This window comes from Acinetobacter sp. DL27, assembly GCF_055810995.1.
Genome location: NZ_CM147947.1, coordinates 718,592 through 745,586 on the forward strand (window position 1 = coordinate 718,592; position 26,995 = coordinate 745,586).

21 protein-coding genes and 1 pseudogene are annotated in these 26,995 nt (G+C 42.8%); 18 read left to right on the forward strand and 4 right to left on the reverse strand.

All coding sequences use genetic code 11. From position 1 onward, the window contains the following. Positions 1–37 precede the first annotated feature (37 nt). Positions 38–637 (forward strand): RBBP9/YdeN family alpha/beta hydrolase, encoded by a 600-nt coding sequence (locus AC0KVP_RS03510; RefSeq protein ID WP_473339019.1) that lies wholly within the window; start codon positions 38–40, stop codon positions 635–637. On the opposite strand, the gene AC0KVP_RS03515 is transcribed toward AC0KVP_RS03510, so the two are convergent. Both AC0KVP_RS03515 and AC0KVP_RS03520 read right to left on the reverse strand, forming a co-directional pair. Then, positions 628–1,359, reverse strand: coding sequence for a type III pantothenate kinase (locus AC0KVP_RS03515; protein ID WP_062034027.1), 732 nt, complete (start codon positions 1,357–1,359; stop codon positions 628–630). The genes AC0KVP_RS03510 and AC0KVP_RS03515 overlap by 10 nt on opposite strands. Positions 1,360–1,375: 16 nt before the next feature. Next, on the reverse strand, positions 1,376–2,131 hold the full coding sequence (locus tag AC0KVP_RS03520; RefSeq protein WP_078389271.1) for a biotin--[acetyl-CoA-carboxylase] ligase: 756 nt from the start codon (positions 2,129–2,131) through the stop codon (positions 1,376–1,378). A 28-nt stretch (positions 2,132–2,159) separates the two neighbouring features. Here AC0KVP_RS03520 and AC0KVP_RS03525 point away from each other — a divergent pair, with 28 nt between their 5' ends. The 5 genes from AC0KVP_RS03525 to ligA all read left to right on the forward strand — a co-directional run bounded on the left by AC0KVP_RS03525 (position 2,160) and on the right by ligA (position 10,415). Next, positions 2,160–2,963: a sulfite exporter TauE/SafE family protein gene (locus AC0KVP_RS03525; protein ID WP_010327400.1), complete on the forward strand. Its 804-nt coding sequence runs from the start codon at positions 2,160–2,162 to the stop codon at positions 2,961–2,963. Between the two features lie 159 nt (positions 2,964–3,122). Continuing rightward, positions 3,123–3,818, forward strand: a complete 696-nt coding sequence (locus AC0KVP_RS03530; protein WP_473339023.1) for a GntR family transcriptional regulator — start codon at positions 3,123–3,125, stop codon at positions 3,816–3,818. A 10-nt stretch (positions 3,819–3,828) separates the two neighbouring features. After that, positions 3,829–7,281, forward strand: a complete 3,453-nt coding sequence (gene smc / locus AC0KVP_RS03535; protein WP_473339026.1) for a chromosome segregation protein SMC — start codon at positions 3,829–3,831, stop codon at positions 7,279–7,281. Positions 7,282–7,285: 4 nt separating this feature from the next. Continuing rightward, a complete protein-coding gene (locus AC0KVP_RS03540) occupies positions 7,286–8,281 on the forward strand; it encodes a cell division protein ZipA C-terminal FtsZ-binding domain-containing protein (protein WP_473339027.1) in 996 nt (331 codons plus the stop codon). Positions 8,282–8,375: 94 nt separating this feature from the next. Continuing rightward, a complete protein-coding gene (ligA, locus tag AC0KVP_RS03545) occupies positions 8,376–10,415 on the forward strand; it encodes an NAD-dependent DNA ligase LigA (protein WP_159153334.1) in 2,040 nt (679 codons plus the stop codon). 276 nt (positions 10,416–10,691) lie between these two features. On the opposite strand, the gene AC0KVP_RS03550 is transcribed toward ligA, so the two are convergent. Beyond that, positions 10,692–11,759 carry an SDR family oxidoreductase gene (locus AC0KVP_RS03550; protein WP_473339029.1) on the reverse strand — a complete coding sequence of 356 codons (1,068 nt, stop codon included), beginning with the start codon at positions 11,757–11,759 and terminating at the stop codon, positions 10,692–10,694. 273 nt (positions 11,760–12,032) lie between these two features. On the opposite strand from AC0KVP_RS03550, the gene AC0KVP_RS03555 reads away from it, so the two are divergent. The 5 genes and pseudogenes from AC0KVP_RS03555 to ftn all read left to right on the forward strand — a co-directional run bounded on the left by AC0KVP_RS03555 (position 12,033) and on the right by ftn (position 17,168). Then, positions 12,033–14,174 carry a TonB-dependent receptor gene (locus AC0KVP_RS03555; RefSeq protein ID WP_473339030.1) on the forward strand — a complete coding sequence of 714 codons (2,142 nt, stop codon included), beginning with the start codon at positions 12,033–12,035 and terminating at the stop codon, positions 14,172–14,174. A gap of 74 nt (positions 14,175–14,248) precedes the next feature. Beyond that, the gene (locus AC0KVP_RS03560) at positions 14,249–14,539 is read left to right on the forward strand and encodes a hypothetical protein (RefSeq protein WP_279662116.1); all 291 of its coding nucleotides are present in this window, start codon (positions 14,249–14,251) and stop codon (positions 14,537–14,539) included. Continuing rightward, a complete protein-coding gene (locus AC0KVP_RS03565) occupies positions 14,505–14,798 on the forward strand; it encodes a hypothetical protein (RefSeq protein WP_183174132.1) in 294 nt (97 codons plus the stop codon). Before AC0KVP_RS03560 ends, AC0KVP_RS03565 begins: the two co-directional genes overlap by 35 nt. A gap of 3 nt (positions 14,799–14,801) precedes the next feature. Beyond that, positions 14,802–16,434: pseudogene (locus tag AC0KVP_RS03570) on the forward strand (PepSY-associated TM helix domain-containing protein). 269 nt (positions 16,435–16,703) lie between these two features. Next, entirely contained in the window at positions 16,704–17,168 is a 465-nt protein-coding gene (ftn, locus tag AC0KVP_RS03575; RefSeq protein WP_004695301.1) for a heteropolymeric bacterioferritin subunit Ftn, read from the forward strand. 102 nt (positions 17,169–17,270) lie between these two features. On the opposite strand, the gene AC0KVP_RS03580 is transcribed toward ftn, so the two are convergent. After that, the gene (locus AC0KVP_RS03580; protein WP_279669728.1) at positions 17,271–17,840 is read right to left on the reverse strand and encodes a peroxiredoxin; all 570 of its coding nucleotides are present in this window, start codon (positions 17,838–17,840) and stop codon (positions 17,271–17,273) included. A gap of 150 nt (positions 17,841–17,990) precedes the next feature. Here AC0KVP_RS03580 and AC0KVP_RS03585 point away from each other — a divergent pair, with 150 nt between their 5' ends. From AC0KVP_RS03585 to AC0KVP_RS03615, 7 genes are all read left to right on the forward strand, one after another. After that, entirely contained in the window at positions 17,991–18,737 is a 747-nt protein-coding gene (locus AC0KVP_RS03585; protein WP_473339035.1) for an alpha/beta hydrolase family protein, read from the forward strand. Between the two features lie 105 nt (positions 18,738–18,842). After that, the gene (bioA, locus tag AC0KVP_RS03590) at positions 18,843–20,162 is read left to right on the forward strand and encodes an adenosylmethionine--8-amino-7-oxononanoate transaminase (RefSeq protein WP_473339036.1); all 1,320 of its coding nucleotides are present in this window, start codon (positions 18,843–18,845) and stop codon (positions 20,160–20,162) included. Then, positions 20,159–21,316: an 8-amino-7-oxononanoate synthase gene (locus AC0KVP_RS03595; RefSeq protein ID WP_473339039.1), complete on the forward strand. Its 1,158-nt coding sequence runs from the start codon at positions 20,159–20,161 to the stop codon at positions 21,314–21,316. The genes bioA and AC0KVP_RS03595 overlap by 4 nt, the downstream gene beginning before the upstream one ends. Positions 21,317–21,323: 7 nt before the next feature. Then, positions 21,324–22,103 (forward strand): malonyl-ACP O-methyltransferase BioC, encoded by a 780-nt coding sequence (gene bioC / locus AC0KVP_RS03600; protein WP_473339042.1) that lies wholly within the window; start codon positions 21,324–21,326, stop codon positions 22,101–22,103. After that, entirely contained in the window at positions 22,100–22,744 is a 645-nt protein-coding gene (gene bioD / locus AC0KVP_RS03605) for a dethiobiotin synthase (RefSeq protein ID WP_473339043.1), read from the forward strand. The genes bioC and bioD overlap by 4 nt, the downstream gene beginning before the upstream one ends. A 627-nt stretch (positions 22,745–23,371) precedes the next feature. Then, positions 23,372–25,156, forward strand: a complete 1,785-nt coding sequence (locus tag AC0KVP_RS03610) for an ABC transporter substrate-binding protein (protein WP_473339046.1) — start codon at positions 23,372–23,374, stop codon at positions 25,154–25,156. A gap of 17 nt (positions 25,157–25,173) precedes the next feature. Further along, the gene (locus AC0KVP_RS03615) at positions 25,174–26,982 is read left to right on the forward strand and encodes an ABC transporter substrate-binding protein (RefSeq protein WP_473339048.1); all 1,809 of its coding nucleotides are present in this window, start codon (positions 25,174–25,176) and stop codon (positions 26,980–26,982) included. The last annotated feature ends 13 nt before the right edge of the window (positions 26,983–26,995 follow it).

The window sequence follows — 26,995 nt, forward strand, 5'->3', positions numbered from 1 at the left end:
ATTTATTCTTTTCAAACATTATAATAAGAAGTTGAAAATGAATGGATCAAAACAACATATCTATATTGTGCATGGCTATCAAGCATCGCCCAATGACCATTGGTTTCCGTGGCTAAGTCAAAAACTCAGTCAGATGGATCTGCATGCTGAAGTAAAACGCTTAGTGCTCCCGCACAGCGATGCACCACATTTCGAAGAATGGCAACAGGCTTTGGCCCTGCAAATGACCGCTTTGGATGAAAATACCATCATCATTGCGCATAGTTTGGGGTGTCTAGCAGCTTTACATTATCTCAGTAGTAGACTGCGTGAACGTCGAATCAAAGCGATCTTCTGTATTGCGGGCTTTAAAGCGGCTTTAACAACCTTACCTGAGTTAAGTGGCTTTATTGCGCAAGCGAAGTTGGACAGCGGGATACTCCACTCTCACATCGCTTCACGTGTGGTGATGTTTTCCAATAATGACCCTTATGTTCCACCGCCTTTGGCCCTTACCTTTGGGCATTTTTTGAGTGCAGAGATATTGGAGGTGAAACGTGCAGGGCATTTTATGCGTGAAAATGGCTATGCGGAATTTGAGCTACTGCTCAATACCTCAAAACCCCTTTTACAACAGCAGGCGGTGGCTCAGGGGTGATGCTGAATATAATATTGTAGTCCTTTAAGTAATAAATCATTTTCAATGCATGGTGCATACTCTGCCAAATAGCGTGCAAATACAGGTGCATCACCGCCAGTTAAAATCAGTTGGCGTGGAGACTGTTGCAAGACTTTTTCAATGGTACTGACCAAACCGAGCAAAATCCCATGATGCACTGCGTCGATGGTATTACGACCGGGCCCAAGTTCATCAAAAGCAGCATCTGGAATTTTAATGCCTTTGGTGTTTTGGATCAGCGAGTCTCGTTGTAAGTAGAGGTTGGGTAAAATATAGCCGCCCAAATGCTGTAAACCATCTGCCAAGTCGATGGTCAGCGCCGTGCCACAGCTAATCACACAATAGTTCTGCTCTGGATTACGTGCGACAGCCAACACTTGCAGCCAACGGTCAATTCCGAGTTGTTCTGGATGTTCATAACCACACTGCAGGCCTGCATAGTTGGCCTGTACTTGGGCAAAGGTGATCGGTACATTTAAACTTTTTAAAAGTCTACGGATTCGGTCATTATTTTTTTTGTCCTGAACCGAAGAAACACCAATCTGTTGGATGTTTAAGTTTTTAAAATGCTGAATTAGGCCTAAAAGCAAATCGGCAGGGGACTGTAAATGTAACTCAGCCCCTTGTTCCAAAATTTGATCTTCCTGCGTAATCCAATACTTCAGACGAGTATTACCAATATCTAACCATAAATTTTTCATGATGATACTCAATCATTTAAACAGGAATCATTGGGCGTAAACGGCCTTGATAAAAATTTTCAACACCATTGGCGGTCTGAATTTGTACAGCACCATCATCTTGAATGCCTAAAAAGATGCCTTGAGACAGACCTTTCATATGTTCAAATTCGACCTGTTGCTGCATAAATGCTGCGTAATGATTGAAACGAGAAGCCAAATTTGCACTATTATGGGTGAACCATAGGCCTGCTTGTTGAATTGCCAGATATAGTTCCGCCATTAAGCGAATTCGCTCTGCTTGGGCTAAACCCAGCTGTTCAAGTGAGCTGGTGGCTTGATCAAGCTGGGTATCTTCGACTTGGTTGATATTGATGCCCACCCCAATAATAGCTTGGTGGCTCGACAGTGGTTCAACTAAAATTCCGCCCCATTTACCTTGAGCACTGTAAAGGTCATTCGGCCATTTCACTTGCAGAGCAAGGCCTTGCAAACTCGGCATTTGCAAGATATTTAACGCAATTTCTAAAGCCAAGCGCCCATCTATAGGTGTTTTGGTCTGTAGCAATGTGCTTAAATAGATATTTCCTTCAGGAGAAACCCATTGTCGTTGACGCTGTCCACGACCTTGAGTTTGTCGTGTACTGCAGACCAAAACGCTCTGAATCCCTTTTTGCGCAATTTCACGCACATCATCATTGGTGGATGTGGTAACTGGCTTAAGCAATAAAACTTCAGGAAGTTGCTGTGCTTCAGCGAGAAGCTGTTGTAATTGGCGTGTCTCTAAATCCATATGAATCTGAGAAAAGTGAAAAATGATCATGGAGTTAATCATATATTTACTGATTGGTGCAATCGCTGGTTTTGCTGCGGGGCTATTTGGGGTCGGTGGTGGACTCATTATCATCCCGATTTTATATGTGGTGTTTACTCATCTGAACTATGACCCGAGTGTCATTATGCATATGGCGGTTGGCACATCACTGGCGACTATTATTGTCACTTCAATGAGTTCCGTGAGTGCACATCATAAACGCGGGGCAGTGTTATGGTCTGTGTTTCGCAATTTGGCCCCAGGTCTAGTCATGGGCGCTTTTTTAGGTGCGGGCATTGCAGACTATATGTCGGGACATGGCTTACAGTTGCTGATCGGTTTTTTTGCAGTGTGGGTGGCGTACAAAATGTTTAGTGGCGCACATGTTGAGGTGGATCCATCGCGTCAGTTGCCGTCTACAGGCAAACAGTTATTTGTCGGTGCTGGCATTGGTGTGGCTTCTGCGATCTTTGGCATTGGTGGGGGAAGTTTGACGGTGCCATACTTAAACCGTCATGGTGTGGTTATGCAAAAAGCGGTGGCGACGTCTGCGGCTTGTGGCTTACCAATTGCAGTGGCTGGAGCTTTAGGTTTTATGTGGTTCGGGCATCGGGCTGAAGTGAATGTACCGAATACCATTGGTTATATTCATGTCTATGCCTTTTTCGGGATTGCGGTCATGAGTTTTATCACCGCAAAGTTTGGTGCGAAAGTGGCGCATCTTTTATCGCCTGCGATGTTGAAAAAGTGTTTTGCTGGTTTGTTGGTGGTAGTTGGTTTATATTTTATTTATCAAGGTTTTAGTTCTTAATTTCTTTGACAATGTTGTGTGCGTTGCTGTTGATTGGCATTATAGACGGTAAAATTGTTAGACAATGACATAGTGTTTAGCGTTTAAGATCGGGTAAAACCTAAAAATAGGTCACTAAAGACCATGGATTGCATCTTATAAAAACAAGTTAGGAACAGTATGCAAGCACATGATACAGAGAGTTTGTCCGAACAAATTGCCAAGCACATCAGTGAACAAATCATTCGCGGTGAGTTGGTCGAAGGTGAGCGCATACAAGAATTACGTATTGCCGCTGAACTGGATGTGAGTCGCGGCTCGGTGCGTGAGGCCTTGTTACTGCTTGAACGTACACATCTGATTGAAATCTACCCCCGCCGTGGTGCCATCGTTTCTGAAATGTCGGCTCAACAAGTGCGCGCCTTGTTTGACACCAGTAGTCTGCTGTTGGGGCAAATTGTGCAACGCATAGCGGAGACATGGCGCAGCTATGAAGCGGAACGTTTACAGCTGTTATTGGATGAGTTGGGGAATCAACTGAAACAGGGCAGTATCGAAAAATTTTATGATTTGATTTTTGAAGGATTGGCGCGCCAGCATGAAATGGTGGGCAATGCTTATTTGATGAAGTTTTACCAAGAATTGTTACCCGCGATACGTCGGAGCTATTTTTTAACCTTAAATACTTCGCGTAGAGAGTTACAAGAATCTTATGATTTATTTAAACTGGTGACTGATGCTGTTTTAATCAGAAAATCACAACAAGCTACTTTATTTATGGAAGATTTTTGTCGACACTTACGTAACTTGGTGTTGGAATCTCTGACCCGAATGAAACAAATTGAACTTGCGTGGGCGAGACGCTCACGACGTTAGTCAGGACATTATGCGTTTAAGCAGTTTAAAACTTTCCGGCTTCAAATCTTTTGCCGACAGTACCACATTACACTTTAAAGATAACCGCACCGCAGTCGTTGGGCCGAACGGTTGTGGCAAATCCAATGTGATCGATGCTATTCGCTGGGTCATGGGCGAATCCAGTGCGCGTCAGTTGCGTGGTGGCAGTATGCAGGATGTCATTTTTACAGGTACGGCAAAGCGTAAACCTGTCAGTGTCGCCAGTGTAGAACTGCGTTTTGACAACACTTATGGCAAGTTAGGCGGTAGCTATAATGCCTATACCGAACTGGCGGTCAAACGTCAGGTTAACCGAGATGGCAAGTCTGAATACTTTTTAAATGGTACTAAGTGCCGTCGTCGGGACATTACCGATATTTTCTTGGGCACAGGTTTAGGGCCACGTTCTTATTCGATTATTGAACAGGGCATGATCAACCGTTTGGTCGATGCAAAACCTGAAGAAATGAGGGTGTTTATTGAGGAAGCTGCAGGAGTTTCGCGTTATCAAGCACGTCGCCGTGAAACTTTATTGCATTTGGATCACACCACACAAAATTTATCGCGTTTAGAAGATATTGCCTCCGAGTTAAGATCACAGTTAAAAACTTTAAAACGTCAGGCTGAAACCGCAATTCAGTACAAAACACTGGAAAGCCAAATTCGCACCATTAAAGTCGAAGTCTTGTCTTTTCAATGCGAACAAAGCAGTCGTTTACAGCAAGAATATACGCTGCACATGAATGATTTAGGTGAGCAGTTCAAGCTGGTGCGTTCAGAGTTAACCACTTTAGAGCATGATTTGACATCGACCAGTGAGCTATTTCAACGCCTGATTCAGCAGTCCACACCACTACAGAGTGAGTGGCAACAGGCCGAGAAAAAGCTGGCTGAGCTGAAAATGACTTTGGAACAAAAGCAGACACTGTTCCAGCAAAACACCACTACTTTGGCACAGCTTGAACAGCAGAAGGTGCAAACCAAAGAACGGATGCAACTGATTGAGCTGCAACTGGAAAGTTTGCACGAACAGAATGAGCTTCATACCGAACAGTTACAACAGCAAGAAAGTCAAAACCAACAGCAAAGCCAAGGTTTAACGGACTTAAAAGCACAGCAGCAACAGTTGCTTCAACAGTTTGAACAAGTCAAAAGTTTGGTTGAAAAACAGCAGCAACAAAAAACGCAAATGTTGGCGCAAAGTGAACAGTTGGCCAAAAATATTTTACGCTTTGAACAGCAAAAGCAGATTTTAGAGCAGCAAGCGGCGCAAATTCAAAACCAAAGCCAGTTGGATGCGATAGACCAGCTGTTACATGCCAAGCAAAACGCCGAGGCACAGCAGTTACAACGTGAGCAAAGTATCATTGAGGTGCAGTTGCAGCTGGATGATTTGCGTATCCAACACCAAGCTGCTCAAACTGAGTTGAATCAGCACAAAGCAGATATACAGGTCTTAAGTGCCGAACAGAAGCATCTAAAGCAGCTTCTGGTTAAAGTTAGTGCCTTAAAAAATAGTGATCATCCACAGTTGATGCATGTGCTGAAGCTTAAAGATGCGGCTAAAACCCATGCCGCGCTGGTCGAAAAATTCTTAGCCAAATGGCTTTCAGCGCATTGTTTGGACAACAGCGATGCATTCACCGATGCCGTTGCACGTCAGTTAACGCCTCAGCCGCATGTTGAACTGATCGAAATTGCAGGTTGCGATAGCCTAGCCAGTTGGATTGAATCGCCACAATCCTCTTTGTGGCAGCAGGTGGGGGTGACCACCAACTTAAAACAAGCCCTAGCGCTGCAAAAGCAATTGAAAGATGGTCAGTCTCTTTTAAGTTTAGATGGATACCATGTTGGCATGGACTGGGTGATTGGTTTGGATTATGACGAAGCGAGCCAAGCTGGACAGGGTGCGCTAAGCCATCGAATTCGTTTAGATGAAATTGAACAGAGTCTTGCTGAAAAAACGGGACTTCTGACTCAGCTTGAAACGAAAACTACAGAGCTTCGTACTCAAGTCCAAGCGGTGGATGAGCAGTTAAAAGCGGATCAACAACTGTTGAAAAAAGAAGTTCAAGCGACGCAGCAGATTGATTTGAATATTGCCAAAGTGCAAAGTACCAACCAAGCCTTTGAAGTGCAAAAGCAACAATTGGCCAATCAACTGGCGCAGCTAGACAGTCAGCTTGAAGAAGATGCCATGCAAAAAGATGATCTGGAGATTGATCTGCATGCATTAAATATTAAGCTAGAGCAAAACTTGCCAAACTATAAAACCATGCAGTTCCAAGTGGAGTCATTGACCGAGCAACTGGATGATAGCCAGCAGCAGGCACAGCAGGTTTGGCAGGCGCTTGAAATGGTGCGTCGTCAGGCGGTGCAAACCACACAGCAGATTGAACTGTTAGAAAAAGACAGTACTTTCTTAAAGGCGCAGTATCAGCAAATATTGTCACAGATGGAGCAGGCCAAAAAGTTTATTGACCCTGTACAACTTGAACTGCCTGCCTTGGAAAGCCAGTTTAGCGAACAAGCACAGATTACTGAAAAGCTGCAAAAGACATGGTCTGAATGGCAAGTTGAACTGAATGCAGTGCAAGAGCGCCAGCAAAGTTTGACCGAACACCGTCATCAACAGCAACAACAAGATGAAAAGCTAAGAACCCAGTTAGAAGAGAAACGTTTGGCGTGGCAAGCGGCAAAGTCAGACTTACAACATTATTCTGAACAGCTGAAAGAGATGAATGTTGAAGCTATTGAGGGTTTGAGCATTGAGATCAGTAGCCATCAACAAGTTTTAGAAAAAGCACAGCAGCAGTTTGAGAAATTGGGCGCAGTCAATTTGGCGGCTTCAGAAGAATATGAAGAAGTATCAAAACGTTTTGAAGAGTTGAGTCATCAAATTCAAGATTTGGAAAATACCGTTGAGCAGTTGCGCGCTGCAATGAAAAGTATTGATCAAGAAACCCGTAAACTGTTCATGAGCACTTTTGATCGGGTCAATACCGAACTACAAGATCTGTTCCCGAAAGTTTTCAATGGCGGAGAAGCGAGTCTGACTTTAGAAGATGACTGGCAGTCAGGGGTTAAGCTCATGGCCCGTCCGCCAGGCAAACGCAATAGCTCATTGGCGCTACTTTCAGGGGGAGAAAAAGCCCTGACTGCGTTGGCCTTGGTGTTTGCGATTTTCCGTCTCAATCCATCGCCATTTTGTGTTTTGGATGAAGTTGATGCACCTTTGGATGATGCGAACGTGGGAAGATTTTGTAATCTTGTAAAAGAGCTTTCTGAACAGGTGCAATTCATTTACATTACCCATAATAAACTCGCAATGACGATGGCGACCGACTTGTTAGGTGTTACGATGCCTGAACCGGGAACATCAAAGTTAGTGACTGTAAATTTAGAACAGGCAAAAGAATACGGTTTAGTCGCGGAGGCCTAATAAGATGGAATACACAACAATTATTGGTATTGTCATAGCAGTGATCATTATGCTGTTTGGGGTTCGAATGATTTTTCGAAAGCCGGCAGATGCAGCGCCTTCACTTGAGTCCGCATTGCATATCGATGCTGACAGTCAAAAACCGATTATCCCGCGTCACGTACGTGACCAACTGCAAACGGCATCAGTTGAAGAGGCTGAACGTAAAGAGCCGACTTTAAACGAAAGCTCTGTAGAAGAGACACTGCCTGAAAAAGCCGAACCGAAAGCTTTGGATGCAGACAGTGTGCTCGAAAGCAGCAGTACTGAACCAAGTTTGGATGCATCAGCTGAGGTAGAAAATAAAGCAGTAGACTCAGTCGCTCCTGAAAATGCTGTAGCAGATGCAACGGAATTAACGACTGAAAGCGCAAGCTCCTCGCTTGTCGATGACCAAGCAAAAGCGGATAAAGCTGAATTTAGTTTAAATGCCAATGTCGAAAAAGCCGAAATTTTGGAGTTTGACGATGAAAGCAGCATTTTAGATGCACATTTGTATGAGCAAAAAATTGTCGATGATGAAAGTGCCTTAGCCACAGCAGAGTCGTTTATTGCCCTGAATGTTTATCCTGAACGTCGCGCGTTGTCTGGTGAGAAAACCTTAAAAGTTTTAATGAAGTATGGTTTACGTTTTGGCGAAATGTCTTGTTTCCATCGTTATAACGAAGATGGAACCAAATTGCTGTTCTCTGTGTTGCAAATTACTGATACAGGCATGGATGGTTTTGACTTGGAAAATCTGTCGACCGATCCAATTAAAGGCTTGGCATTTTTCTTGGCCTTACCACACCGTGACGTGCAAAATGCCTTCGACACCATGGACAGTATTTCACGTTTGATTGCTCGTGAAATCGATGGAACGGTTTATGACCAAAACAACCAAGAGTTCACGCCACAACTGCGAGAGCATTGGCGCCATTTGGCGATTGATTACCGTGCTGGACAAGCAATCGACGCTTAATCTGATTGAAAGCAGTGGTAACGATTTCTATAATAGACAGTAGAAATACAATTTTTAGGGCGGAACAAAGACCGCCCTTTTTTATGGTGAAATTATGACTCAACCTTCGACTGTCGTTGCGCAAATGCGTCAACTGATCCAAATTTTGGCACAGCATAATCATGCTTATTATGTGATGGATCAGCCGACTATTTTAGACAGTGAATATGATCAGCTTTTTCATCAGTTGAAAGCTTTAGAAGAACAATACCCTGAGTATATTCAGCCAGATAGCCCGATCAATAAAGTCGGTGGTAAACCTTTGGCGAAGTTTACGAGCGTGACCCATGTGGTACCGATGCTGTCTTTAGGCAATGTGTTTAATCAAGAAGAACTTTTTGCCTTTGCACGCCGTGCAGAAGAACGTTTGCCGAATCAAACGATTCAATATGATGTCGAACTGAAGTTTGATGGTCTTGCGATTTCACTGTGGTATGAACAGGGTGTGCTGGTTCGTGGAGTGACGCGTGGTGATGGTGAGACAGGGGAAGACATTACCCAAAACGTCAAAACCATTCGTAACTTGCCGAAGGTGTTGACCACAAATCAGGGCGAAGTACCTACGCTACTGGAAGTTCGTGGCGAAGTTTTGATGCCTAAAGCAGGTTTTGAAAAGCTCAATGCAGAAAATGAAGCTAAAGGGGAGAAGACTTTTGCCAACCCACGTAATGCCGCAGCGGGAAGTTTACGTCAGTTAGACCCGAATATTGCGGCTTCGCGTCCACTCGCATTTTATGCTTATGGTATTGCGCAGTGTGAACCGAACCATGGTCAAAGCACCATGTCGGAAAGTCTAGAGTGGTTGCAACAGTTTGGTTTTGCGGTTGGCGAGCGTCATTTTGTCTGCGATAGTATTCAAGAAGTTCAAGCGGTTTATGAGCAAATCAATGCGGAACGACCACAATTGAGTGTGGAAATTGACGGCATGGTGATCAAGGTCAACAGCCTCAAACAACAGCAACAGCTCGGCTTTTTAAGCCGAGAACCACGTTGGGCAACGGCTTATAAATTCCCTGCAGTGGCTGCGCTTACCACGGTTGAAAATATTGACTGGCAAGTGGGGCGTACAGGTACACTCACACCTGTGGCGCGTTTGAATCCTGTTGCTGTGGGCGGCGTGACCGTTTCAAATGTGACCTTGCATAATATTGGGGAAATTCACCGCCTAGATGTGCGTATTGGCGATACTGTCAGTGTCTACCGTAGTGGTGATGTGATTCCCAAAGTGGAAAAAGTGTGGCCTGAATTCCGTCCTGTCGATGCGACTGAAGTTGAACTCCCGAGCCAATGTCCCGTGTGTGAATCGCCAGTGGTGATGCCCGAAGGTGAAGCTTTAGCACGTTGCTCAGGTGGTTTGTATTGTGCCGCACAGCGTATCGAAGCAATTCGCCACTTCGTGTCACGTAAAGCTCTTGATATTGAAGGGTTGGGCGATCGTTGGGTCGAGTCACTGTTACATCTTGATCTGCTTAAAGATGTGGCTGATATTTATCACCTACATGAGCACCGAGAAAAGCTATTAACCATTGAAAAAATGGGTGAGAAGTCCGTTCAGAACTTGATTGATTCGATTGAAAATAGTAAGAAAACCACTTTGGCTGCATTTATTTATGCATTGGGGATTCGTGGGGTGGGTGAAACCACAGCACGTATGTTGGCCAATACTTTCCAAACTTTAGATGCGCTACGTGTCGCAGACATTGAAGCTTTAAAGAAAACCCCAGATGTAGGGGATATCACGGCGGAGTGGATTGTCGACTTTTTCCAAGCGCCGCATAATCTTGAAGTTTTAGACCGATTATTGGCGGCAGGTATTCACTGGGATGCACCTGTGGCACCAAGTCGCCAACCTTTAAATGGCGAAAGTTGGGTCGTGACGGGGACACTCAGTACGATGGGGCGTGATGAAGCAACACAGCTCCTACAAGCACTGGGCGCACGTGTCAGTGGTAGTGTGTCGAGTAAGACCAAGTGTGTTGTTGCAGGTGAAAAAGCAGGTTCAAAGCTGGATAAAGCGGAGAAGCTCGGTATTGCTGTGATTAATGAAGCTGAGTTTATTCAATTGATGAAAGATTATGGACAGTTAGAGGCTTAGATCATTGACTCAGGTTAAATCAGAAATATGATACTTGGGCACGTCATCTGCAACCTGCGTGGTGTAAGTAAGATAATGTTTCTGCGACATATTTCTGATACATCAAAAAGTGGTCAGGTTTTGCAGATGACAATGGTTTTGCCTACTTTTGCCGAAACAAAAGTAGGGCCAACTGCAGGCTAATGATGAAATGGGGTGAGAACTTGATAAGACTCCGCCAAGATCATTTCTTCAATAAGCTGGAGAAATATTTAATTCAAACTTAGGTTGTTTATTTCAAGGAATATATTGCTTGATGACACCGTCATCGAGCAATTGTTGGAAGTGCTCAACGAGGCTTTCTTTGACATCTCGATACTCTAAGCCTAATTCTTTTTGGCTCTTGTTCGCATCAAAATAAATCGGATAACCCATATTCAATTCAACAAACTCGCGGCTAAAACCAATGAATGGACCAATCACCTTAAAGGCTGCTTTAGGAAGTTCATTTCGTGGAAATGGGAACTTCCAACCAAAATGTGCTTTCAGCAATTGACCGATTTCAAGCAGACTTAAAGTTCCACCACTCACGATGTAACGACCTGTTGCTTCTGGGTTGAATGCTGCTTGTAAGTGCGCTTCAGCAACATCTTGAACATCGACCACACCATTCCACATAGGTGGGACACCAGCTAAAGTCAAACCATTGGTAAACTGTTGTAAGACCTCAATTGAGCCTGACTGTGTATTTGGTGTCAATGAACGCCCAAAGACCAATGCAGGGTTAATGCATACCAACTGCCAGCGGTTTTGTGCATCTGCCATTTCCCAAGCTTTACGCTCAGCCATCACTTTAGAATATGGATAAGGCTGATGAGTCTCTGAGCTGCTGGTATTCCAGTGACTTTCATCAAAAGTATTATGATCCGTTTTTAAAATATCAATGGCATCGCCATAGGTCGACGCAATACTCGAAGTGACAATAACGCGTTTAACAGACTCGGTTTCATTTACGGTGTTTAAGACATTTTCTGTGCCCAAAACAGCAGGTTCAATGATGTCTTTCACTGCATCTTTATAGTTAGTAACGACGAAAGGAGAGGCCATATGAAAGACAATTTCACAGCCTTGCATCGCTTCTTTAAAGGAATTGGGTTCGAGCAAATTGGCTTTAAAGAGTTTCAGTGTTCCAGCACTGCTGTCTGCAATTTTAGATAAATGCGCGAAGCTTTGGGTTTTGTTCAAGTCACGTACAGTGGCATGAACGGTATACCCTTGGGTTAATAATTTTTGAATCACCCAACTGGCAATATAACCCGATGCACCTGTAACCAGTACCGGTGCTTGTGTTGCTAAGTTTGTCATAGATTACCCATTGTTGTTTTAAGTATTGGCTTAGTGTAAACGTGAATGCCATGAAAGTCTTTGCCTATGGGGTGAACAGGTGTCTGACTTATGCGTCATTTTATAATATTGCACCAAACTGTATTGAAAATGAGCGAGTAGAACGTATTTTTTGAAGTAACCTTAAATTTGTATTTTAGATCAGATAGATAAGTCAAATGATAAAATACAATAAATAATGATAATTATTTTACATATAATAATGATTCTCATTAAAAATAAGTGTTGTTTAAAATGAAATCCTTCTCTAAGAAAATTCTTGCAAGCTCTGTTGGGCTTTTGATGATGGGTGGAGGCTGTTTACAGCTTGCTTTTGCAGAGGAGGTTTCAGTTTTACCTGCCTTAAAATCAGAAGCGCAATCACAACAAGGCTATGCCGATGGTAAATTGGCGAAGGCGGCTAACTTGGGTGCTTTAGGGAATAAGTCAGCGATTGATACACCATTTACGGTTTCTACTTATACAGAGCAACTGATTCGTGATCAACAAGCATCTACAGTGGGGGAAGTTTTAGAAAATGATGCCAGTATTCGTGCGACGACCAATCAAGGTCATTTAAACGAAAACTTCCAAATTCGTGGTTTTAGTGTCGGCTATGATGATATGGCTTATAACGGGTTATACGCTGTAGCTCCTATGGGACGTATACCAACAGATTTACTAGAATCGGTGACAGTATTGAAAGGGCCGAATGCTTTGGTTGCAGGTATGGCACCAGCAGGAAGCGTTGGCGGAGTAGTGATTGCGAATTCTAAACGTGCCGACCAAGATCTAACACGTATTTCGACGTCATTAGAAGATGAGAGTTATTATAAAACCAATGTGGATGTTTCTCGTCGTTTTGGTGACCAAAAACAATTCGGAGTTCGTGTAAACGGCACATATGGAGACGGTGAGCATCTTATTGAAGGTATGGATGACCGTTTAGCACTGGGTTCGATTGCAGCGGACTATACGACCGATAAATTAAAACTAAACTTTGATGCTTATGCCATTCGTGAAAACCGTGATAATGGTTCACCTGCAATGGTCTCTATGCAAAAAACAGGCGTAGTTGCTGCACCAAAGGGTGATAATAATTACTTTGATCAAATTCATGGGGAAACCTATAGCCGTTATGCGGGCTTAAATGGTGAATATAAATTCACTCCTGATACTAAGGTTTTTGCAGGTGTGGGTTATGTTGAAAAAGGTTATTCGGGGCATATTTTTGGTACGCGTATGATCTTGCAGAACAGTGCAGGTGATGCAACTTCGCAGTATTATCGAGTCGCATCTAAAGAAAATAACCTAAGTGGTAATACGGGTATTGAAACTAAATTCAATACAGGCGCCATTAAACATACCCTTGGGTTACGTGCAGATTATGTGCATCGCGAATACGATCAACACTCTCGTGCGACCAGTTCATCATTTACAACGAATCTTTATAATCTTAACTCGAACGGGACAATGCCAACGACCTATCCAACAGTTGTACCTTATGAAGATGATAAATTCATGAGTTATACCTTGACGGATCAAATTTCAATGTTGGATGACAAATTTCAGTTGATTTTGGGTGCTCGTTATCAAGATATGCAGTTAGAAAGTCTCACTACAGATGTGAAATACGATGAAAATAAGCTTTCACCAAGTTTAGGGATAGTAATCAAACCGTTTGGAGAAAATTTATCTTTCTATGCAAGTTATGTTGAAGGTTTATCAAAAGCAGACTCAGTAACTTCTACCGCGGATGTGAATGAAGGAAAACTGTTTAAGCCTTACGAAACGAAGCAATATGAAGTGGGGACAAAGTATCAAGCTGGTTCTTGGTTAAATAGCTTGGCACTTTATCAAATTGAAAAACCGACTCTGATCACAACAGCTTTGGCGACAGCGGTTAATGGTAATACACAGATCACTGAAGATGGTGGGGAAAGTCGATCACGTGGTATTGAATGGTCCTTCTCAGGGAATTTGACTGAGGACTTAAGTCTACTGGGAAGCATGGCTTATATTGATGCTGAATATACAAAAGGTTCTACAAGCACCACTGATATTTCAGGCAATACGATTTATGGTGTGCCAGACTTTACTGCCTCATTAGGCTTGGATTATGCCGTACCTGTGATAGATGGTTTAAATGTTAATGCTCGGGCTAACTATGTTAGTGAACAATATTTAGATAGTTTGAATACCTATAAACTTCCTGACTATACTATTCTCGATGTTGGTGCGCGCTATAAAACAAAACTGGGTGGTGTAAACACGACTTTCTTAGCCAATGTAGATAACGTGACTAATAAAAAATATTGGGAAGGTGTGTTCAACTCTTACTATGCAACGGTTGGTGGTGCACGTACCTATAAACTTGGCGTCACTTTCGATTTCTAATTTTTATGATCAGCCCATTGCGATGCATTGGGCTTTTTTTATGTCTGAATGCTGTCTCATTTAAGTTGAACGCAATGATGAAATTTCTCGGTTTACTCCTGTGCTGCGGTGGTTGTGTACTGCTGTATTTGACCCATCCTAATCAAACGGTTCTTAAACAGGCTGTGGCGAAAAAGTATCGTTGGGTCGGGTGGTTTGCTTTTATTTTGGCATTGGTTCTTTTACTGGCGGTATTACCAAAACTGGTGGCCGTGTTGATGTGGTTGCTGATGCCATTGGTGTTGTGGTCAGTACTGCCATTTATTCCTTTATTACATGGGGCTTTGACGCATGACGTTGCTACGCGATCAAAAGATACAACCTGACTGGTGGACGAAAAGCTTTGCGGGCGCAGTTCTTGGACTCAGCCTAGCTTTCGCTTTAGCTGCGTTAATCACGATGTGGGGACTGCAATCTGAGTATCGTAGCCTTGCTCCACAGTTAGGGATGTGGTCGATTCCGTGGATTTGGCTACCGCTCTTTTTCATGGCCTATTTTATTCCACGCGGTTGGCAGTCCATTGTGATTTATCTGTTTTTCAATGTCGTGGCTTACACATTTGTGTTTTGGCTCAGAGGGCAATAGGGCATGAAGGTACGTACAGATATTCTCCGACTGGCTAAAGAGCTGCATACGTGGGTAGGAATTTGCGCAGGCATTCTCTTGTTCATCTGCTTTTTTGCAGGTGGGCTGAGTATGTTTCAGCATGATTTGAGTAAGTGGGCAACGCCACCGCAACAAAGTTTAAATACGGTTGAACTCCATCAGTACAATGACTTGGTATTGCAGGTACAGCAGCACTATCCTGAAGCGCAAAAAAAGTTTCCAGATCAATTTAAACTCCAAAGAGTTCCATTATGCCCCGATTCAGTGGCAACCTGCGCAAAGTCAAGCACATGATGATCATGCCTTTGATACCGATCAAAGCGCGATGTTAGCGACACTGAAACCAGATGGAACTTTACAGGTTGAACAGGAAAACCTATCCAAACTGGGTTGGTTGATTGAACAACTGCACGAAACGGCAGGCATTCCCAGAATGCTTGGGCACCATACACTCGGTGTTTATGTGATGGGTGTGGTATCCGTCTTATATTTTTTGGCGCTAATGACAGGTTTGATCATCCTCTTGCCAACGTTGGTTAAAGACTATTTTGCGATACGGCAAGGTAAGAACAAAAAACGTTTTTGGCTCGATGCGCATAATGTGATTGGCATTACCAGTTTACCGTTTCATATTTTGATTAGTGTGACAGTGATTGTTTTTGCATTTCATGATCTATTTTATGATGGCTTGGGGCAGTTGGTGTCCAAAGGCAAACCATTGTTTGAACGTCCCGCTGCGGTGCAGATTGCAGATCCAGTTCCTCGACTGGATGTTGAAAAGATACTCTTACAGGTACAGCAACAAGCGCAGGGTTATGAGGTCTCGTCTGTAAGCTTTAACAATCTAGACCAACCCGCCAAGGCATCGGCACGCGTCAGTTTATACAGCCCTGACCAGATGTTACGTGGTGATAACTTCGACGTGATGTTTTTCAATCCTTACCAGCCCGCACCCTATAGTACAGCCAATTTAAATACCCAAAGTTCTGGTCTAGATCAACTGATTCGATCCATGTTCAGTTTGCACTTTGGTAACTATGGCGGAGATTTTACCCGGTGGTTGTATTTGGCCTTGGGGCTGGGCGGAGCATTTTTATTTTACTCAGGTAATCTGTTATGGATTGAGTCTCGAGTGAAACGACAAAAAAATCCAAAGTTAGCACCACCTGCACAGCGTAAGGATGTGCAATTCATCGCAAACTTAACCATAGGCGCATGTTTGGGAACGGTCTTTGGCATTGTTATGAGTATGTTGATCGGGCGCTGGGCCTATGTACTCAGTCCTGAACTACACAGCATCAACGCATGGTTTATGTATATCTATTATGCGATTTTTATCTTCAGTTTAATGCTTAGCTTTCTACTGGGCGCAGCACGAGCATTACCAACGTTATTGCTGTCGATTGTGATTGTTTTACTGCTCATACCTTTGACTTCTGCTATAGCACTGCTCTTACCTGAGATTGGGCTATGGTCATCTTCTTCCTCTTTATGGTGGGTTGACGTCTTTGCTCTTCTTTTTGCTGGGTTATTTTTCCGTTTTTATCGTCAAGCTCAGACCCGAGTACAGTCCGCAGAAGAGGGTTCTATTTGGTCCGTTGCTCAGAAAAAATGAAAGATTGTGCACCGTTCCAAGGTTGAAATAAGAAGCATTTTTAATGGTTACAAAATGAAGCACAGGGCGGTTCAAGCCTAAAAAGCCTTTGCAAAAAGGATGAAGTTTTGCAAAGGCTTCTTTTATAACTATTATTTTGATGATTCATACTGCAAATGCGTATGTTTCTCATTTTAATTTTATAAAAATCATAAACTTACATAATTTATCTTTTGCAAAGTGAATTAAATGTGTCCATAATAGTTGCATTAGAGAATGGAGATTTTGAAATGCGTGGCAATCCTGAAGTCGTAGACTACTTAAATATGTTGATCGGTGGAGAATTGGCTGCACGCGATCAATATCTCATTCATTCACGTATGTATGAAGATTGGGGTTTGAGCAAAATCTTTGAACGTATCGATCATGAAATGCAAGAAGAAGCACAACATGCGGATGCAATTATTCGCCGTGTTTTGTTTTTGGAAGGTACACCAAATATGCAACGTGATGACGTTGAAATTGGTGAAGATGTCGTTTCATGCTTAAAAGCTGATTTAAAGCTTGAATATCATGTACGTGAAAAATTGGCGCAAGGCGTAAAATTGTGTGAAGAAAAGGGCGATTACATTACCCGTGACATGTTACGTCAGCAAATGTCAGATACTGAAGAAGACCACACCTATTGGTTAGAAAAACAATTACGTTTAATTGAATTGATTGGTCTGCAAAACTATATTCAGTCTCAAATGTAAGAGATGCCAGCTACCAGTTTTATCTAAAGGTGGCTTTTGCATTTACATACTGAGTAATCAAAAAAGCCTTCGAATCAATGTCCGAAGGCTTTTTTGTATGGGTTATTTTTTAGAGAATTTTTGAATATCTGCCAATACTTGTCCCGCATGGGTTTGGGTATTCACACTGCTGTAGTGATAGACCACTGTACCTTGTGGGTCAATCAGAAAGGTTTCACGTTTGGCAATTTTTGCGATGCCCAAGTTCCGTACGATGCCGAGCTGATTTGCCAGTTGATGATTGTGATCAGCCAAAATAGGGAAATTCAGCCCCAACTTTTTAGAAAATTTTTGATGTGACTGTACGTCATCCAGACTTACACCTAAGACCACCGCATTATTTTTGCTAAATTGTGGGTAGAGTGCTTTGAACTGATTGGCTTCTTGGGTGCAACCTGGTGAGTCATCCTTCGGATAAAAATATAACACCACCCATTTGCCTTGATATTGTTTGAGCTCATGCCATTTGGCATTTTGATCTTGTAACTTAAAACTCGGTGCGGGCTTGCCGACCCATTGTTTTTGGTCTGATGAAGCGCTTGAAAAAGCCGGTGCTGCATAAGTGGCGCTACTGATGGCACAGAAACTACCTAGCGAAATTAAGCTAATCGTTGCCATTTGCATTATTTTCATTGTGTAGGCTGTCCAGAAATGTATTTCATTGATCTTAGCAAATTTTAAGGCACTAAAGTGCTGAGATTCTGGTGTCTAAATCTGAATTATTTAAATTTACTGTTCATTCAAAGGGCTTGCTTTGCAACGGAGTCTGAGGTTTTATACTGTTTGAAATTTACAGTTTTAGAGTCTGCATTGAATCAACGTATTTTACTCATCACGGGCTGGGGTGGTGGGACCAAGTTACTACAACCTTTGGCTCATGCTTTGCAGCATAAAGGCCATTCGGTTGAGCTGATCAATATTTTTAATGGATTGGATACACAGGCGTTGCAGCAACATGCTGAACAAGCCAAAGATTTTGATGTCATTATCGGTTGGTCTTTGGGGGGGCAACTGGCGACTTTATTGGTCGATGCTGTTGAACAGCAGTATCAACAGCAAAAAGTGTTAATCACTCTGGCTTCAAATCCGTGTTTTGTGGCGCATGAAAACTGGGCAACCGCGATGAGTCCAGCGATATTTAAAAGCTTTAAACAATCCTTCGAAGCAGATGCGATTGCAACCTTAAAGAAATTTGGATTTATGGTGTGTCAAGGAACGACAACCACCAAGCAAGATTTTTTACAGTTGCAAAGTTTGATTCAGCCTCAATCTTTAGATCTGTTAAAACAGGGACTCAATTGTTTAGAGCATTTAAATACGGTTGAAATCTTACAAAATTATACGGGACATCAACTCCATCTATTGGCCAAACAAGATTTTTTAGTTAGCTACAAAGTCTTGGATAATTTAAAAGCTTTAGGTGCAAATTTTTTAGATGCGATGCTTTTAAGTGGTTCACATGGGCTTCCAGTTTTTCATGCCGATGAAGTAACTGACAAAATCTGCCAATATTTACAAAAAATGGATTAAACAATTCGCTGAGTGGCGAATATCGCAATTTCTTTTTGATGCGCGCAGGTTTAAGATCAGTCAAATTGAAATTTTGCTGTAACTGTAGTCGATATGGAGTTAAGGATGACTGAGATCAATGCCAAATTGGATGGTGAGTTGGATGACTTAGCATTTGATCGGGAACATATTTGGCATCCTTATACCTCGATGACCAATCCGCTCCCCACCTTTAAAGTCAAAAAAGCCTTTGGTTCAACCATTGAACTAGAAGATGGGCGTCAGCTGATTGATGGAATGTCTTCGTGGTGGTGCACCATACACGGTTATAACCACCCTGAACTGAATCAGGCCGTGACAGATCAATTGCAAAACATGTCGCATATTATGTTTGGTGGTTTTAGCCATGATCCCGCCATTCAACTGGGCAAATTACTATTGCAAATCACCCCGCCAAGTTTAGATAAAATTTTCTATGCAGACTCGGGTTCTGTTGCGGTTGAAGTGGCATTAAAAATGGCAGTTCAGTATTGGACTTCGCTTGGAAAACAAGACAAAACCAATTTTGTCACCCCGCGTTCGGGCTACCATGGTGATACATGGAATGCGATGTCGGTCTGTGACCCTGTCACAGGCATGCATCAAATCTTTGGCTCAAGTTTACCCAATCGTATTTTTGTTCCTGCACCGCAAGTTGCCTTTGATGCAGCATGGGATCAGAAGGACATTCGTGAGCTTGAAAACACCTTAGCTGCACAGCATGAAAGTATCGCCGCGCTGATTATTGAGCCGATTGTTCAGGGTGCAGGAGGGATGCGTTTTTATCATCCTGAGTACTTACGACAGGCCAAATTGCTCTGTGAAAAATACGGTGTTTTACTGATCTTTGATGAAATTGCGACGGGTTTTGGGCGTACGGGGAAACTCTTTGCTTGGGAGCATGCACAGGTCGAACCTGACATTATGTGTATGGGTAAAGGTTTAACAGGCGGTTATATGACCTTGTCTGCAACCTTAACCACAAAGCATATTGCTGAAACCATCAGTCGAGGCGAAGCGGGCGTATTTATGCACGGCCCAACGTTTATGGCCAATCCCTTGGCGTGTGCGGTGGCGGCGAAAAGTACAGAACTCCTCATTTCACAAGATTGGCAAAGCAATATTCAACGCATCGAAACACAACTTCGTACTGCTTTGACCCCGTTGCAGTCACTTGAATATGTCCATGACGTTCGTGTACTGGGGGCCATCGGTGTGGTTGAACTGACGTTTAATGTGGATATGAAGACCTTACAACAGGAGTTTGTCCGCCGTGGTATTTGGGTGCGACCATTTGGAAAACTGGTTTATGTGATGCCTCCTTATGTGATTACCACACAGGAACTGAAGACCTTGCTTGAGCAACTGGTTGAAGTGGTAGCGCAGATGCAGGAGCCTGTTGTATGAAGCATGTAGAACATTTTGCAGCACAACTGGATGTACTTAAACAGCAAGGCAATTTGCGCCAGTTTACGTCCAATGTGCAGCAAGGGCGGATGATTCGAATCCATGATCATGAGATGTTGAATTTGGCATCGAATGACTATCTAGGATTGGCTGCAAATATCGAATTACGTGAACAGTTTTTCGATGAAACACCGAATACACAGCGCTGGATGAGTTCAGCTTCTTCACGTTTATTGACGGGTAATTTTCCTGAATATGAACAGTTTGAGAGCAGTCTGAGTCAAGCTTTTCATGGTCGAGCGGCTTTGGTATTCAACAGCGGCTATCACATGAATATTGGTATTTTACCTGCGTTAGCGGACAGTAAAACCCTAATTCTGGCTGATAAATTAATCCATGCCAGCATGATTGATGGTATTCGTTTATCGACAGCGAAGTTGGTACGTTATCGCCATAATGACTTGGCGCATTTAACCCAACTTTTGCAAAAGTATCATACCGATGATGCTTTTGAGCGGATCATTGTGGTGACCGAGTCCATTTTTAGTATGGATGGTGATGAAACCGATTTGGCTGAATTGGTCCGCATCAAAAAACAGTTTGAAAAAGTCATGCTCTATGTCGACGAAGCACATGGCATCGGTGTGCGTGGTGAGCAAGGCTTGGGCTGTGCTGAGCAATACCAAGTGATTGATGAGATCGACTTTTTGGTTGGCGCTTTGGGTAAGGCTATGGCTTCAATCGGTGGCTATCTGATTTGTCACCCTGTGATTCGAGACTATCTGATCAATACTATGCGCCCATTGATTTTTAGTACGGCACAACCGCCGATCTGCATGGCGTGGAGCAACTTTATCTTGCAACAAGTCTTGCAGTTAAATAATGCACGTCAGCATTTACACAGTATCAGTCAGCGTCTACAGCAAGCAGTTCAGACCAAAGGTTTTGCTTGTCCTTCAACTTCACAAATTGTCCCTGTGATCATCGGGGATTCAAGCAAAACTGTAGAGAAGGCAAAAGCTTTGCAACAATCGGGTTTTTATATTATGCCTGTACGACCACCGACTGTGCCGCAGCATAGTTCTAGACTACGTATTTCCTTGACCGCTCAAGTTCGCCATACTGATTTAGATCAGTTGATTCAGTTGTTGTGAGTGAGTCGTGAAGAATTTAGAGATTGATAAAGCACAAGTCGCATTGCGCTTTGCTCAGGCAGGAAAAAGCTACAGTGAGCATGCGGTTGTTCAAAAGCAAATTGTACGCCAGCTTTTTAATTTAATCCAAGGTTATGCCGTTAAAACGCAATTTGAGCGGGTGTTTGAAATTGGTTGTGGTTCAGGCAATTTAAGCCATCTTTTGCTGAAGGATTTCCAAATTCAGCACTATCTACTGAATGACTTGTATGCCGAGGTGCAGCAGCACTTTCAGGGTTATTCGAATATAGACTGGTTATTGGGCGATATTGAACAGCTTGTTTTTCCAGCTCATTTAGAACTGATAGTATCGACCTCTGCACTGCAGTGGATGACGAATCTTGATGCTGTTTTTCAGAAAGCGAATGACAGTCTGCTTCCACAAGGGCTGTTTTGTTTTTCCACTTTTGGGGAGCGGAATTTACAAGAGATTAAGACCTTAACGGGGCAAGGTTTAGATTATGTCAACCTCGATCAACTACGGGAAAAATTGCAAAACCAAGGCTTTGAAGTTCTGCATTTGTCTGAACAGATTGAGTACTTAGACTTTGCGACACCGAAACAGGTACTGCAACATTTAAAAGCCACTGGTGTCACGGCAACTGCATCGAGCTTTCGTTGGACCAAGCACTCGCTCGAATGCTTTTATCAAGATTATCAACAATTTTCACAACTCGATACATTAGGACAGATTCATTATCGCCTGAGTTATCACCCTATTTATTGTATTGCACGGAGAATGCCATGACTGGATCAGTTTACTTTATCAGTGGAATCGATACAGGCATTGGGAAAACCTATACCACGGGCTACTTAGCCAAGCTTTGGAATGAACAAGGCCAAAAAACCATTACCCAAAAGCTAGTACAAACGGGCAATGTTGATGTTTCTGAAGACATTGAACAGCATCGTAAAATTATGGGTATGGGCTGGTTTCCAGAAGATGACAGTAAGCTGACCATGCCTGAAATTTTTAGTTATCCTGCATCGCCACATTTGGCGACTAAAATTGATGGTCGTGAGATTGATTTTGCAAAAATCGAGTGTGCTACTCAGCAGCTGGCTGAAAAATATGAGGTGGTGTTGTTAGAAGGTGCGGGTGGTTTGATGGTGCCTTTAACCACAGATTTGCTCAGTATTGACTACATTGCAGCCAAGCAACTGCCTGTAATTTTGGTGAGTTCGGGGCGTTTGGGCAGTATTAACCATACCATTTTAAGTTTAGAAGCACTGAAAAACCGTGGTTTAGAGCTTTACGCTTTAGCCTATAACTTAAATGATGAATCTCAAGATGAACTTATTTCTAAAGATACAGCAACCTATTTAAAAGCATATTTGGCGACACATTTTCCGCAAGCATTGTGGATCGATATTCCTGTATTGAAGTAATCTTTTTTATTTGTATTGCTTAAATGTAAAAAAGAATGAGACATCCTCTTTCAAAGTGCGCATGATCATGCTGCACTTGGAGGATGAGTTGTTGCTAAATTTTGGAAAGTTTCAAGCCGAACTTCGCTCAAAGTAATATGAAGATTTTGCGGTAACGAAAACGTTTTTATGAATACCGACTAGAAAAATAATTCAAATGACATCAAAGAAGTAAAAAGATAGTGGGCGCAATACAAGAGGGGGAGCTGCACGGCGCATCACATTTATAATGTCTAAAGTGAATAAAGAGCAGGTGTAAATTACTGTCTACGGCCACTCATCAAAAAGAAATCGATGTTTTACCTAAGTTATATCTGAAGCTTAGTCGTATAAATTGGATGGAACATTTTTCGACTTATGGTACAACATCCTAAGGAATTAGAAAAAATAGGCGTGGCATGATATTCGCTTTGTTGCTGAGGTGAATATTTGCCCATGACCGTTTTTTAAATTTTGATACTTAAAATTTAATTTATAAAACATGGGTTTATGTTTTAAGTTTTTGTCAGTGTTGTCTGAAAAATAAAACACTGACATTGAACATGGATGGCATGAGATCACCTTGCTTAAAAAAAGATGTGTATAGGTATGAACTTGAATTCAAAAAAACTGAAGCTTGCTGCTTTATCCCTTGCGATGGGTTTTGGCTTTTCTGCCTATGCAAAGTCGCCTGCAGATCCAAACAAAGTATTAAATATCGCTTATGAAGCGCCTGATGATGGTTTTGATACGGTTAAAACCTATAATTTTTATAGTGGTAGTATTGCCCAAGCCATTTTTGAACCGCTTTTAAAATATGATTATTTGGCGCGTCCCGCTCAATTGGTTCCAAATACAGCAGTGGCGATGCCAAAAATAGAACAAGAGGGCAAAGTCTATATCTTTAAAATTCAGCCCAATATTTATTTTAGCGATGACGCGGCCTTCAAAGGCAAGCCGCGGGAGTTGGTCGCGCAGGATTATATTTATTCCATGATGCGGATTATGGATCCGAAAAACCGCTCACCGACCTATTCATTTATTGAAGGCAAAATTGTCGGTGGCGATGCTGCTGTTGCTCAAGCCAAGAAAACAGGCCAGTTTAATTACGATGCCGCGATTCCGGGTTTAAAAGCCCTCGATAAATACACACTACAAATCACATTAACTCGTCCTGACTATAATTTTCCGTATATCTTGGCTTACGCCACATTTAGTGGAACAGCGCGGGAAGTGGTGGAGTTTTATGGGGACCGAATCGCGCAGCATCCAGTGGGAACAGGGCCTTACCAACTGAGTAAATATGTACCGCGGAGTCGTATTGAACTGGTGGCCAACCCGAAATATCGTGGTTTTACATGGAACTTTAAATCTACAGGTTCAAGTTGGGACAACCGTCTGGTCAAGGAGATGCAAGGCAAAAAAATGCCGCAAATCGGCAAAGTCAGCGTCAGTATTATTGAAGAAGAACAGTCTCGCTGGCTCGCGTTCAAATCGGGGCAACTCGACTTTGACAAGCTGACTTCCAATGCGGTACCACAGGCTTTAAATGGCAAACAACTCAAACCTGAACTGGTCAAGCAGGGTATTCAACATTTTCCCAATAAAGACGCTGAAATCACCTATACCATGTTTAATATGCAAGACCCTACAGTGGGTGGTTTTGGGCTTGAAAAAGTTGCATTAAGACGTGCGATTAGTCTGGCTTACAACCAAGCAGAAGCCATTAAACAACTGTATAAAGGGCAGGCGGTGAAGTCGGAGATGTTAGTGCCTGAGGGGGTACAAGGCTTTATTCCCAACTACCGGAGTAGTGTGGCCTATAACCCACTCTTGGCGAATAAATTACTGGATCGTTTCGGTTATAAAAAGGGTATAGATGGCTACCGCCGACTACCGAATGGTCAGCCTCTAACGCTTAAATTTATGACTGAAAATAGTTCCAGTTCCGTGATTCAGTCTGAACTATGGAAGAAAAATTTAGATGCGATTGGTCTGCGTGCCGACTTTGTGGTGAGTAACTTTGCTGACAATTTAAAAGCAGCGATGCAATGTAAATATATGATTTGGGGCGGGGCTTGGATTGCGGACTATCCTGAAGGGGAAAACTTTGCCCAACTGCTGTATGGGCCTAATTCGGCGCAGGGCAATCTCAGTTGCTACCAGTCCAAAGCCTATGATGCACTTTATACACAAGCAATGGCACTCCGACCACCTCAGCGTTTGCCATTTTATGAAAAACTCAGTCGTCAAATTGAAGCTGATAATCCATGGATTATTCATAACAGTCGAATTCGAAATTGGTTGTTGCATCCACAAGTTCAGGGTTTTAAAGCACATCCGATGATGAACACCAATTGGCAGTATTTGGATATTCAGCCCATAAAAAAATAATTGAGATGTAGAAAATAATGAAAGATCTAAATCAGAAATTGAAACGATGGGGGTTGGGGATTTGGGTAGGCAGTATTCTGCTGAGTAGTTCAGTTTCCAGTTTTGCACAAAGCCCTGCCGACCCGAAAAAAGTTTTACGTTATGTTTTTCCTGTGGCTGAAACAGGCTTTGACCCTGCGGGCGTGCATGACTTGTACTCGGCGCATGTCAACGGTTCGATTTTTGAAACGTTGTTTACCTATGATTATTTGGCCTCACCTGCGAAATTGATACCACGAACAGCTGTGGCTTTACCCGAGGTGAGCGCGGATGGATTGACCTATACCATTCGTCTGCAAAAGGGGATTTATTTTGCTGCTGACCCAGTGTTTAAAGGTAAAAAGCGTGAGCTGACCTCAGCTGATTATGTATATACCTTTAAACGCTTAATGGATCCGAGCTTGCGTTCACCCAACAGTTGGCTGCTTGATGGGCGAATCTTAGGGATGGAGGCTTTGCTGAAACAGGCGCAGAAAACAGGAAAATTCAATTACGACCAATCTGTCGCGGGCTTGCAAACACCAGACCGTTATACCTTGGTTATTCGCCTGACCAGCCCAGATCAGAACTTTCCAATGCTGCTTGCGCATCAGCCTGCAGGCGCGGTTGCACGGGAAGTCATCGAAAAATATCGTGACAAAGCGGGTTTTGTGATGGGGCATCCAATAGGAACGGGGCCGTATATGCTCAGCCGTTGGACGCCAGGTTCGCGGATTATTTTAAAGGCCAATCCTAATTTCCGAAGTTTTGTTTGGAACTTTAAAGCCAGTACGTCTGAGGACCAAAAAATCGTCAAAGCCATGCAAGGCAAAAAGATGCCGCAAATTGGCGTGATTGATATTCAGGTGATGGAAGAAGGCCAGTCGCGATGGTTGTCCTTTATTAAAGATGAAGTGGATTTGTTTGCATTAGATGGTGAGCTGACGGTTCAAGCCTTGCAAGATGGAAAGTTAAAACCGGAATTGGTTAAAAAAGGCGTACAGCTGTCACGGATCACCGATCCTTCGATTGACTATCATTATTGGAATATGCAAAACCCAGTGGTCGGCGGCTTAAGTAAAGATAAAATTGCCTTACGCCGTGCCATGGCAATGGCTTTTTCAGCCGATAATTACATCAATATTTTACAAAAAGGTGATGCGCAAAAACTGCAAGCACCGATTCCAAGTGGTGTGGTGGGCTACGATCCCAATTATCGAAGCGGTATTCCTTATTCAGTCAAAGCGGCAAATTTATTGTTAGATCGTTATCACTATAAAGTAGCTGCGGATGGTTGGCGTACTCAGCCGAATGGCAAACCTTTGGTGATTGAGATGACGCTTTCGGGCAATAATTTACGCAGTCAACAACAGGCGGAGTTTTGGAAAAAAACCTTAGACAGCGTCAAAATTAAAATGACCACCAAGTCGATGCCTTTTGCTGAAGCTTTGAAATTAGAAAAACAATGTAAAACTATGTTTAAGACATCGGCATGGATTGCAGACTACCCAGATGCAGATAACTTTATGCAGCTGTTTTATGGCAAAAACATCAAAATTACCAACAATGGCTGCGCCAAAATTCCTGAATATGACCGTCTATATGAACAAGCCCAAAAGATGATACCGAGCCCAGAACGCGATGCAATCTACGCCAAAATGTCGCGTCTGCTAGAGGTGTATATGCCTGTGCAGGTGATTGGTGCGCGTTACCGCAATATCTTGGCACAACCGCGTGTAATTGGTTTTAAAAAGCATCCCATACTGCCCGCAGAGTGGATGTATATCGATATTGATTTGAAGAAATAGAAATTAAACAAAA

Excerpts from the sequence above, each read along its gene's own strand:
- AC0KVP_RS03510 (WP_473339019.1), top strand. The coding sequence starts at position 38 with ATGAATGGATCAAAACAACATATCTATATTGTGCATGGCTATCAAGCA.
- AC0KVP_RS03515 (WP_062034027.1), bottom strand. The coding sequence starts at position 1,359 with ATGAAAAATTTATGGTTAGATATTGGTAATACTCGTCTGAAGTATTGG.
- AC0KVP_RS03520 (WP_078389271.1), bottom strand. The coding sequence starts at position 2,131 with ATGGATTTAGAGACACGCCAATTACAACAGCTTCTCGCTGAAGCACAG.
- AC0KVP_RS03525 (WP_010327400.1), top strand. The coding sequence starts at position 2,160 with ATGGAGTTAATCATATATTTACTGATTGGTGCAATCGCTGGTTTTGCT.
- AC0KVP_RS03530 (WP_473339023.1), top strand. The coding sequence starts at position 3,123 with ATGCAAGCACATGATACAGAGAGTTTGTCCGAACAAATTGCCAAGCAC.
- smc (WP_473339026.1), top strand. The coding sequence starts at position 3,829 with ATGCGTTTAAGCAGTTTAAAACTTTCCGGCTTCAAATCTTTTGCCGAC.
- AC0KVP_RS03540 (WP_473339027.1), top strand. The coding sequence starts at position 7,286 with ATGGAATACACAACAATTATTGGTATTGTCATAGCAGTGATCATTATG.
- ligA (WP_159153334.1), top strand. The coding sequence starts at position 8,376 with ATGACTCAACCTTCGACTGTCGTTGCGCAAATGCGTCAACTGATCCAA.
- AC0KVP_RS03550 (WP_473339029.1), bottom strand. The coding sequence starts at position 11,759 with ATGACAAACTTAGCAACACAAGCACCGGTACTGGTTACAGGTGCATCG.
- AC0KVP_RS03555 (WP_473339030.1), top strand. The coding sequence starts at position 12,033 with ATGAAATCCTTCTCTAAGAAAATTCTTGCAAGCTCTGTTGGGCTTTTG.
- AC0KVP_RS03560 (WP_279662116.1), top strand. The coding sequence starts at position 14,249 with ATGATGAAATTTCTCGGTTTACTCCTGTGCTGCGGTGGTTGTGTACTG.
- AC0KVP_RS03565 (WP_183174132.1), top strand. The coding sequence starts at position 14,505 with ATGACGTTGCTACGCGATCAAAAGATACAACCTGACTGGTGGACGAAA.
- ftn (WP_004695301.1), top strand. The coding sequence starts at position 16,704 with ATGCGTGGCAATCCTGAAGTCGTAGACTACTTAAATATGTTGATCGGT.
- AC0KVP_RS03580 (WP_279669728.1), bottom strand. The coding sequence starts at position 17,840 with ATGAAAATAATGCAAATGGCAACGATTAGCTTAATTTCGCTAGGTAGT.
- bioA (WP_473339036.1), top strand. The coding sequence starts at position 18,843 with ATGACTGAGATCAATGCCAAATTGGATGGTGAGTTGGATGACTTAGCA.
- AC0KVP_RS03595 (WP_473339039.1), top strand. The coding sequence starts at position 20,159 with ATGAAGCATGTAGAACATTTTGCAGCACAACTGGATGTACTTAAACAG.
- bioD (WP_473339043.1), top strand. The coding sequence starts at position 22,100 with ATGACTGGATCAGTTTACTTTATCAGTGGAATCGATACAGGCATTGGG.
- AC0KVP_RS03610 (WP_473339046.1), top strand. The coding sequence starts at position 23,372 with ATGAACTTGAATTCAAAAAAACTGAAGCTTGCTGCTTTATCCCTTGCG.
- AC0KVP_RS03615 (WP_473339048.1), top strand. The coding sequence starts at position 25,174 with ATGAAAGATCTAAATCAGAAATTGAAACGATGGGGGTTGGGGATTTGG.